Source organism: Candidatus Methylomirabilota bacterium (assembly GCA_035936835.1).
Classification (GTDB): Bacteria; Methylomirabilota; Methylomirabilia; order Rokubacteriales; family CSP1-6; genus AR37.
In genome coordinates, this window is sequence record DASYVT010000225.1 from 1 (window position 1) to 8,700 (window position 8,700).

10 protein-coding genes are annotated in these 8,700 nt (G+C 68.0%); 7 read left to right on the forward strand and 3 right to left on the reverse strand.

Annotated elements, in window-relative coordinates; genetic code table 11:
- Positions 1-438, reverse strand: a 438-nt coding sequence (locus tag VGV06_20510) for an aconitase family protein (protein ID HEV2057524.1), incomplete at its 3' end; no start/stop codon positions are given.
- Positions 439-476: 38 nt separating this feature from the next.
- Positions 477-1,343: an isocitrate lyase/PEP mutase family protein gene (locus VGV06_20515; protein ID HEV2057525.1), complete on the reverse strand. Its 867-nt coding sequence runs from the start codon at positions 1,341-1,343 to the stop codon at positions 477-479.
- A gap of 101 nt (positions 1,344-1,444) precedes the next feature.
- Here VGV06_20515 and VGV06_20520 point away from each other — a divergent pair, with 101 nt between their 5' ends.
- The 6 genes from VGV06_20520 to VGV06_20545 all read left to right on the forward strand — a co-directional run bounded on the left by VGV06_20520 (position 1,445) and on the right by VGV06_20545 (position 7,311).
- A complete protein-coding gene (locus VGV06_20520) occupies positions 1,445-2,470 on the forward strand; it encodes an ABC transporter substrate-binding protein (GenBank protein HEV2057526.1) in 1,026 nt (341 codons plus the stop codon).
- Positions 2,467-3,240, forward strand: a complete 774-nt coding sequence (locus VGV06_20525; GenBank protein ID HEV2057527.1) for an ABC transporter ATP-binding protein — start codon at positions 2,467-2,469, stop codon at positions 3,238-3,240. The genes VGV06_20520 and VGV06_20525 overlap by 4 nt, the downstream gene beginning before the upstream one ends.
- 1 nt (position 3,241) lies before the next feature.
- Complete coding sequence (locus tag VGV06_20530) at positions 3,242-4,033, forward strand: ABC transporter permease (GenBank protein ID HEV2057528.1); 792 nt, start codon at positions 3,242-3,244, stop codon at positions 4,031-4,033.
- Positions 4,034-4,140: 107 nt separating this feature from the next.
- Positions 4,141-5,499 carry an extracellular solute-binding protein gene (locus VGV06_20535; GenBank protein HEV2057529.1) on the forward strand — a complete coding sequence of 453 codons (1,359 nt, stop codon included), beginning with the start codon at positions 4,141-4,143 and terminating at the stop codon, positions 5,497-5,499.
- Positions 5,500-5,515: 16 nt separating this feature from the next.
- Positions 5,516-6,475: a sugar ABC transporter permease gene (locus tag VGV06_20540; GenBank protein HEV2057530.1), complete on the forward strand. Its 960-nt coding sequence runs from the start codon at positions 5,516-5,518 to the stop codon at positions 6,473-6,475.
- Entirely contained in the window at positions 6,472-7,311 is an 840-nt protein-coding gene (locus VGV06_20545; GenBank protein ID HEV2057531.1) for a carbohydrate ABC transporter permease, read from the forward strand. Before VGV06_20540 ends, VGV06_20545 begins: the two co-directional genes overlap by 4 nt.
- An 18-nt stretch (positions 7,312-7,329) precedes the next feature.
- On the opposite strand, the gene VGV06_20550 is transcribed toward VGV06_20545, so the two are convergent.
- Complete coding sequence (locus tag VGV06_20550; GenBank protein ID HEV2057532.1) at positions 7,330-7,833, reverse strand: flavin reductase family protein; 504 nt, start codon at positions 7,831-7,833, stop codon at positions 7,330-7,332.
- Between the two features lie 66 nt (positions 7,834-7,899).
- Here VGV06_20550 and VGV06_20555 point away from each other — a divergent pair.
- Positions 7,900-8,700 (forward strand): acyl-CoA dehydrogenase family protein (locus VGV06_20555; protein ID HEV2057533.1); only part of this gene is annotated, 801 nt, incomplete at its 3' end.

Below are 8,700 nucleotides of genomic sequence, written 5' to 3' on the forward strand. Positions count from 1 at the left end.
CTCGGTCGAGCCGATGCCGAACGCGAGCGCCCCGAAGGCCCCGTGGGTCGCCGTGTGAGAGTCGCCGCAGACGAGGACGATGCCCGGCTGCGTCAGCCCCTGCTCGGGCCCTATCACGTGGACGATCCCTTGGCGCGGATCGCCCGGCCCGAAGAGCGTGACGCCCTCTTCCCGCGTGGAGCGCGTCAGGCCTTCTACCATGCCGCGGATCTCGTCGTTGGCCAGCGCCTCCGACCCCGGCCCCGTCGGGACATAGTGGTCCGCTGTGGCGACGAGGCCCCCGGGCCGACGCACCGAGCGCCCCGCCTTGCTGAGACGCGCGAACGCGTGTGTCGCGCCCTCGTGGAGCAGGTGCCGGTCGATGTACAGGAGCGACTGCCCGCCGGGCCCCTCGGCGACCACGTGGCGATCCCAGATCTTCTCGAACATCGTGGGCATGGCAGCGTCTCCTGACTATCCCGCGTCCGTGCAGGGGATCATGACCGAGGCGCGAATTTCTCTTCGATTTCGTGCCACCAGTCGAAGCCGACCTTGCGGAAAATGTCCATGGGCGAGAGCACGGGCCCGTCGTGCCAGTCCGTCCCCGTCTCCTTCAAGGACTCCAGCGCGCGTTCCATGGCCGGGACGGCCGCCGCCATGCACACGGCGGGGAAGATCACGATCTTGAAGCCGATCCGCTCGAGCTCCGCGACCTTGACGGCCGGCGTCTTCCCGCCCTGGACCATGTTGGCCAGGAGCGGCGCCTTGACCTCGCGGGCCACGCGGTGGATCTCGTCCTCGGTCTGCGGCGCCTCGACGAAGACGACGTCGGCGCCCGCCTCGGCGGCGCGATTGCCGCGGTCGATCGCGTCGTCCAGGCTCGTCACGGCGCGGGCGTCGGTGCGCGCGATGATGACGAAGTCCGGATCTGTCCGGTGCTCGCTGGCGGCGCGGATCTTGTCGCAGAACTCCTGCGTCGGGATGACCTGCTTGCCGGCGATGTGGCCGCACTTCTTGGGCGCGACCTGGTCCTCCATGTGCAGCCCCGCGACGCCGGCGCGCTCGTACTCCCGCACGGTCCGCACGACGTTCAGGACATTGCCGTAGCCCGTGTCCGCGTCGGCGATGATCGGCAGCGACACGCAGGAGGCCAGGTGCGACGCGTGGTTCGCCATCTCGGTGAGGGTGGCGAGCCCCAGGTCGGGCTGGCCCAGGTGCGAGGCCGCCGTGCCCGCGCCCGTCATGTAGACGCAGCGGAAGCCGGCCGCCTCGATGAGACGCGCGGAGAAGCCGTCGTAGGCGCCCGGGGCGACGATGATCCCGGGCTCCTTCATCATCTGGCGGAGACGCGTGGTGGTGCGCATGGGAGAGCCCTTTCCCGGGCCCTCGGGCCCGCAACGGAGACAGGAGCGGATTGTTCTACGATCCTCCCGGGCTGTCAATGTGGCACCATGGACGACGACCTATGACCGCCTCCAAGGCGAGCGCGGAACAAATAGACATTGGCAGGCGGGCGCTACTCGCCGGCGCCGCGTCCGTCCTTGCGACGCCCGCCCCAGGTTGGGCGCAGAAGCCCGACCGGGTCGTCTTCGGCACCAACTGGCGCGCGCAGGCCGAGCACGGCGGTTTCTACCAGGCCGTCGCGACGGGGCTGTACCGCCGCCGCGGCCTCGACGTCACGATCCGCCAGGGCGGGCCGCAGATCAACAGCGCCCAGCTCTTGGCAGCCGGACGCCTGGACTTCAACATGGGCGCGAGCCTCTTCGGCGCGCTCAACTATCTCCAGAGCGGCGTGCCCATCGTCACCACCGCCGCCATCTTTCAGAAGGACCCGCAAGTCCTGATGTCCCACCCGGGCCAGGGCCACGACTCTCTCCCCGCGCTCAAGGGCAAGCCGATCATGATCTCGGCGGGAGCGCAGTCGACGTTCTGGCAGTTCCTCAAGCACCGCTTCGGCTACACCGACGCCCAGATCCGCCCCTACACCTTTCAGCTGGCGCCCTTCCTCGCGGACAAGAAGGCGATCCAGCAGGGGTACCTCACGAGCGAGCCCTTCAAAGCCGAGCAGGCGGGCGTGAAGCCGGTCGTCCTGCTGCTGGCCGACGGCGGCTACACGAGCTACACGACCACCATCGAGACACGCGCCGACGTCGTCCGGGACAAGCCCGATCTGGTCCAGCGCTTCGTGGACGCCTCGATCGAGGGCTGGTACGGCTACCTCGACGGCGATCCCGGGCCGGCCAATCGCCTCATCAAGCGCGACAACCCGGACATGACTGACGCGCTGATCGCCTACGCGATCGCCGCCATGAAGCGCCACGGCATCGTGGTCTCGGGAGATGCGCTCACGCTCGGCATCGGCGCCATGACCGACGCGCGCTGGAAGGACTTCTTCGACACCATGTCGGCCGCGGGCGTCTTCCCGCCCACGCTCGAGTACCGGCGCACCTACACGCTCCAGTTCGTCAACAAGAAGATCGGGATGAAGTGACGGCCGCCGCGCCCCCCGTCACTCCCATAGTCACGCTCCGGGGGGTGAGCCGCCTCTACCCGAGCGGCACGCTGGCTCTCGACCGGCTGTCGTTGAGTGTCGTGGCGGGCGAATTTCTGACTCTCCTCGGCCCCTCGGGCTGCGGCAAGACCACGCTCCTCCGGCTGATCGCCGGGCTGGCCGAGCCCTCGGACGGGCGCGTCGAGTGGTCGCCCGACGGCGGCGCGCGCCGGCTCGGCTTCGTCTTCCAGGAGCCGACACTCATGCCGTGGGCGCGGGTGGAGGACAACATCCGGCTGCCGCTCATGCTGGCCGCCGTGAGCCAACGTGAGTCGCATATCCGGGTCAGCGAGGCCACGGCGCACGTCGGCCTCGAGGGCTTCGAGCGCGCGTACCCGCGCGAGCTCTCCGGCGGGATGAAGATGCGCGTGTCCATCGCGCGGGCGCTGGTGACCCAGCCGCGAATCCTCATGATGGACGAGCCCTTCGCGGCTCTCGACGAGATCACGCGCTTCAAGCTCGAGAACGATCTTTCGTCCCTGGCGCACCGGCAACGGTTGACCGTGCTCTTCGTCACGCACAGCGTCTTCGAGTCCGTGTACCTCGGCAGCCGCGTGATCGTCCTGTCGCCCCGGCCGGGGCGCGTCGCGGCCGAGTTCCGGGTGGACGCTCCCGCGCCGCGCGGCGAGGCCTTCAGGACCTCTTCCGTTTACCTCGAGGCCTGCCGCCAAGTCTCGGCGCTCCTGGCCCAAGCCATGGAGGCCCGCTAGCGTGGCGGCGCGCGGGCGCGGGGACCGCGTGCTCGCTCCGGCGCTCGTCGGCCTCGCAGCCCTGGCGGCCTGGGAAACGGTGGTGCGCGTGGAGGGCATCCCGCCCTATATCCTGCCGGGACCCATCCTGATCGCGCGCACCGTGGTCGCCGATTGGGGCACGCTCTTCCCCTCGCTCCTCGTCACGCTCGCCATCACGGGCGCGGCCTTCCTGGTCGCGGCCGTGCTCGGTCTCGCGCTGGCCGTCGTCTTCACGCAGTCTACGTTCATCGAGCGCGCCTTCTTCCCGTACGCCGTCATCCTCCAGGTGACGCCCATCGTCGCGATCGCCCCGCTCATCATTCTGTGGGTCAAGTGGATCCCGCTGGCGCTCCTGATCTGCGCCTGGCTCGTCGCGTTCTTTCCCGTGCTGTCCAACACGGTCCTGGGGCTCGCAAGCACGGACAAGAACCTGGTGGATCTCTTCCGCTTGTACGGCGCCACGCGCTGGCAGGCCTTCCGCTACCTCCGCCTGCCGTCGGCCCTGCCCTACTTCCTGGGCGGGCTCAAGATCAGCGGCGGCCTCGCGCTGATCGGCGCCGTCGTGGCGGAGTTCGTGGCGGGAACGGGCGGGGCGCAGTCGGGGCTCGCCTTCCGCATCCTCGAGGCGGGCTACACGCTCCAGATCCCGCGGATGTTCGCCGCGCTCTTCCTGATCTCGGCGGCGGGCGTGCTGATCTTCGCGCTCCTGACCGGGCTCAGCCGGCTGGCGCTTCACCGCTGGCACGAGAGCGAGCTCGAGCCCGAAGATTGAGCTATTGTGCGCTCCCGCACCCTTGGGGTAGCATCCACGCGAAAGCTGCCCTCGAACCCAACGGGGCACCGACGCTCCGACGCCATCCTCATCCAAAGGAGGACGAGATGGACAGCCGACTGAAGGATCTGGCAGAGAAGCTGGACGCGGGTCTCATCGCCCGGCGCGAGTTCCTCCGCAGGGCCGCCGTCGTCACGGGCGGCACCGCCGCGGGCCTCAAGGCGCTCGAGCGGATGGCGTATGCGCAGAGCGGGACCAAGCTCCGGGTATGGTTGTTCAAGAGCTACGTGACCGCGGGCAACGACATCCTCGCCAAGCAGGTGGAGAGCTGGGCGGCGGAGCGGAAGGTACAGGTCGACATGGACTGGGCGACTTTCGGCGACCGTGAGCAGAAGTTCGTCGCGGCCATCGAAGCTGGCAATCCGCCGGACATGGCTGAGATGAACTACCAGGGGCCGTCGCGCTACAAGGCCGCGCTCCGGGACGTGACGAAGATCGCCAAGGACCTGGCTTCGTCGCGCGGCGGACTGCTCACCTACGCCGAGCGGGCGGTCAACCTCAACGGACAGTACTTCGGCGTCGCCCGCCAGGCCTTCCCCGGCGGCCTCTTCGTCCGCAAGGACCTGCTCGACGCCAAGGGCGTCAAGCTTCCCAAGGTCTATGACCCCGACGTGGTCGACATGGCCAAGAAGTGCCAGGACGCGTCGAAGGATCTCTGGGGCTTCGGCCAGACCCTCAACCGGTGCGACGACGGCAACGGCTACATGCAGAACATCCTATGGGACTACGGCGGGAGTGTCTGGGACAAGGACGGCAAGCCCGCGCTCGCCACGACGTTCCTCAAGCAGAACCTCGAGGCGCTGCAGTTCTCCGTGGACACTATCCAGAAGTACAAGATCCAGCCTCCGGGCGTCATGGGCTGGAACGACGTATCCAACAACGAGGCGTACATGGCCGGCAAGCTGGTGAGCACCAACAACGGTGCGAGCCTCTACTACGCCATGGTGGCCAAGAAGCACCCGCTGGCCGAGAAAACACAAGTGATCCTGACGCCGGGCGGCCCGGCCGGCAGCTTCGTCTTCGCCGGCCCGTACAACTGGGGCATCTTCCAGAAGACCAAGCACGTCGAGCTCTGTGAGGACTTGATCCGCTGGGTCGAGGACGAGAAGCGCTTCGAGGAATACATGAAGGCGTCCATTGGCCAGGCCGGACCCGTGTACAAGTCGCGAGCCGACAACCCGTACTGGAAGACGGACCCGAACTTCCAGGGCATGCTCCAGAACCTCCTCCGGGGCGTGTGGACCGGCTATCCCGGCCCGTTCACAGCCGCCGCCGTCGAAGTGCAGGCACAGTACCTCCTCTGCGACATGGCCGGGCGCGTGGTGGTGGCCGGGCTCTCGCCCGAGGCCGCGTTGAAGGAGACCCACGCCCGCGTCGAGGAGATCTACAAGGCCCGGCGGAGCTAGCGGCCGAAGCCTTCCCATGAGCATCAGCACCGTCGAGCTCGGCTTGAAGACGGCGCTCGGCCCGAAGCGCGAAGGGCCGCTGGTCGGGCTCGCCCGCATGCTGGGGCCCGACCACCGGCTCGGCTTCCTATTCATCCTGCCGACCGTAGTCCTGGTGCTCACGCTCGTCGCCTACCCGTTCTGCTACGCGATCTATCTGAGCTTCACGCGGAAGTACGTCGGGGTGCCGCCGGTGTTCGTGGGCTTCGACAACTACGTCAAGCTCACCTTCGACGGCTTCTTCCAGCGCGCCGTCATCAACAGCTTCATCTTCACCTTCGGCTCGGTGACCGTGAAGCTCGTGCTCGGCATGGTCATGGCGCTCGTGCTGACCACCGGGATCCGCTGGAGGAGCTTCTGGACGGGCGTGCTGCTGATCCCGTGGGTGGCGCCGACCGTGGTGTCGGCGCTCAACTTCCTGTGGATCTTCGACTACAGCCTCGGTGTCCTGAACTACATGCTGGTCAAGGTCTTCCACCTGCTGCCGCACGGCGTCGGGTGGCTATCCGAGCCCGGGACGGCCATGGCCTCCGTGATCGGCGTCAACATCTGGCGCGGCTTCCCGTTCTTCGGGATCAGCTTCCTGGCGGGATTGAGAGCCATCCCCGCCGAGATGTACGAGGCCGCGGCCGTGGACGGCGCGGGCCCGCTCCTGCGCTTCCGCCACGTGACGCTGCCGGGGATCCGGAACATCGTGATCATCGTGATGCTCCTCTCGACCATCTGGACCTTCAACGACTTCCAGATCGTCTACATCCTGACCAGGGGCGGCCCCGGCGGCGCGACCCAGGTCATTCCCGTCTTCACCTACGAGATCGCCTTCGGCGCCCAGCGGCTCGGCGAGGCCATCGCCGTCGCGCTCTACATGCTCCCCGCGCTCGCCGCCGTCATCATCGTCCTCGCGCACTACATGCGCAAAGGCCGCGGTAGAGCATGAACAAAGGCTTCGCCGCGCGGCTCCAGCTGGCCGGATCCTACGGCTTCCTCGTGAGCCTCCTCGTCATCGTGGTCTTCCCCTTCTACTGGATGACCGTGACCTCCTTCAAGGGCGAGGAGCAGATGCGGAGCCTCGTCAGCATGTTCTGGCCGAGCCCCGTGGTGACCGACAACTACCGCCATCTCCTGGGCAAGACGGAGTTCGTGGCCTGGTTCGGCAACAGCGTCATCGTCTCGGTCAGCAGCACCTTCCTCGCTACCGCCATCGGCACCATCGGCGCCTACGCGCTGGCGCGGCTCAAGTTCCTCGGCCGCGCCTTCATGTCGAGCGCCGTGCTGATCACGTATCTGGTGCCGCCATCCATCCTCTTCATCCCGCTCTACGCCCAGATCAGGACGCTCGGCCTGGCCGACAGCCTGGGCGGGCTCATCGCCGCCTACCCGTCGTTCACCATCCCGTTCGTCACGTGGCTCCTCATGGGCTACTTCGAGTCCATCCCCGTGGAGCTCGAAGAAGCCGCCATGATAGACGGCGCGACCCGCTTCGGCGCCTTCAGGCGCATCATCCTTCCGCTGGCCGCGCCGGGAGTGCTCGCCGCCGGGCTCTACGCCTTCACCCAGTCGTGGAACGAGTTTCTCTACGCGCTCGTCTTCATCACCAACGTGAAGCTGCGGACTTTGCCGGTGGGGCTCTCCAGCTTCATCACGGGCGACGTCTACGGCTGGGGCTACTTGATGGCGGGAGCGGTTTTGACCACGCTGCCGGTGATCGTGGCCTACATCTACCTCCAGAAGTACATGGTCGAGGGCCTAACCGCCGGCAGCGTGAAGGGTTAGGGCGCCTCGCCCGGGCTCTCAGCCTCCGTAGAAGATGTTGGGCCCGAGATCCTTCAGCCACAGGGTCACGTCATCGGCCCGGCCCTCAGGCTGCCTGGCCAGCGCCACCTCGACCACCTCACCCACGAAGATCGAGTGATCACCGCGCTCGACGCTGTCCACGAGGCGGCACTCGATCGCGGCCGGCGCCCGCTCCAGGATGGGCGCGCCCGTCACGCCCCAGCGGAACGGCTCGCCCGAGATCGTCAGGCCGTCGCGGACTGCCGGCTTGAAGAAGGTGAAGGCCATGGGACCCTGGACCTTGCCCAGCACGTTGAGCGCGAAGGCCTTCGAGTCCTTGATGAGCGGGTGCGCGTGCGAGTCCGCCTTGACGCCGACGACCACGAGCGGCGGAGCGAACGAAGCCTGCGTCACCCAGTTCACCGTCGCCGCAGCGACCGCGTCATCCTTGCCCTTGGCCGTCAGCACGTAGAGGCCGTAAGGAATCATGCGCAGCACGGTCTTCTTCACGTTGGCATCCATGGCGCCCTCCTCATGGGGTTTGAACCGGGCGCCAGTGTAGCGCGGACAGGCGCTTGCGCGCACCCCGTGAGTTGCCCTACCCTCGGCACACCAATGGGCTTCGAGAACGTCGGCTGCGACGAGGCGATGGGGCGGGCGGGCGCGCTCGTTCCCGTGCTGCGGGAGCGCGCCGCCGGCGCCGAGACGCTCCGCGAGATGGCGAAGGAGACGGCGGCGGATCTCCACCGCGCGGGGCTCTTCCGCTTCCACCAGCCCCGGCGCTGGGGCGGCATGGAGCTGCCCTTCGTGGCGCTCTTCGACATCCCGGCGGAGATCGGGCGCGGCTGCGCCTCGACGGCGTGGAACGTGGCGAACCTCGCGGTCCATCACTGGCTCCTCGCCCTCTACGACCCGCGCGCCCAGGAGGAGGTCTGGGGCCAGAACCCCGACGCGCTGATCGCCTCCGGCATCGCATACCCTCAGGGGCGGGGGCGCCGCGTCGACGGCGGCTTCGTCGTGAGCGGCTACTGGAACTTCTCGAGCGGCGTCGATCCGTCGGACTGGAACATGCTGGCCGTGATCGTTCGCGACGGCGACCGGGTCGTGGACCACCGCATGTGCCTCGTGCCGAAGAGCGACTACGAGATCGTGGACGACTGGCAGGTGCTGGGCATGCGGAGCACCGGCTCCAAGTCCGTGCGCGCCACCGACGTCTTCGTCCCCGAGCACCGCGCGCTCTGCATGTACCTGGCGCGTGGGGGGAGCGACTTCCCGGGGGCGGCAGTCAACCCCGGGGCGCTCTATCGCGTGCCGATCGGCGCGATCAGCTCTCACTGTCTCGCGGCTGCCGGCCTGGGTAACGCCCAGGCCGCTCTCGAGCTGACTGTC

Bases quoted from the DNA above. Each gene is read 5' to 3' on its own strand.
- VGV06_20515 (HEV2057525.1), bottom strand. From the start codon at position 1,343: ATGCGCACCACCACGCGTCTCCGCCAGATGATGAAGGAGCCCGGGATC.
- VGV06_20520 (HEV2057526.1), top strand. From the start codon at position 1,445: ATGACCGCCTCCAAGGCGAGCGCGGAACAAATAGACATTGGCAGGCGG.
- VGV06_20535 (HEV2057529.1), top strand. From the start codon at position 4,141: ATGGACAGCCGACTGAAGGATCTGGCAGAGAAGCTGGACGCGGGTCTC.
- VGV06_20540 (HEV2057530.1), top strand. From the start codon at position 5,516: ATGAGCATCAGCACCGTCGAGCTCGGCTTGAAGACGGCGCTCGGCCCG.
- VGV06_20545 (HEV2057531.1), top strand. From the start codon at position 6,472: ATGAACAAAGGCTTCGCCGCGCGGCTCCAGCTGGCCGGATCCTACGGC.
- VGV06_20550 (HEV2057532.1), bottom strand. From the start codon at position 7,833: ATGGATGCCAACGTGAAGAAGACCGTGCTGCGCATGATTCCTTACGGC.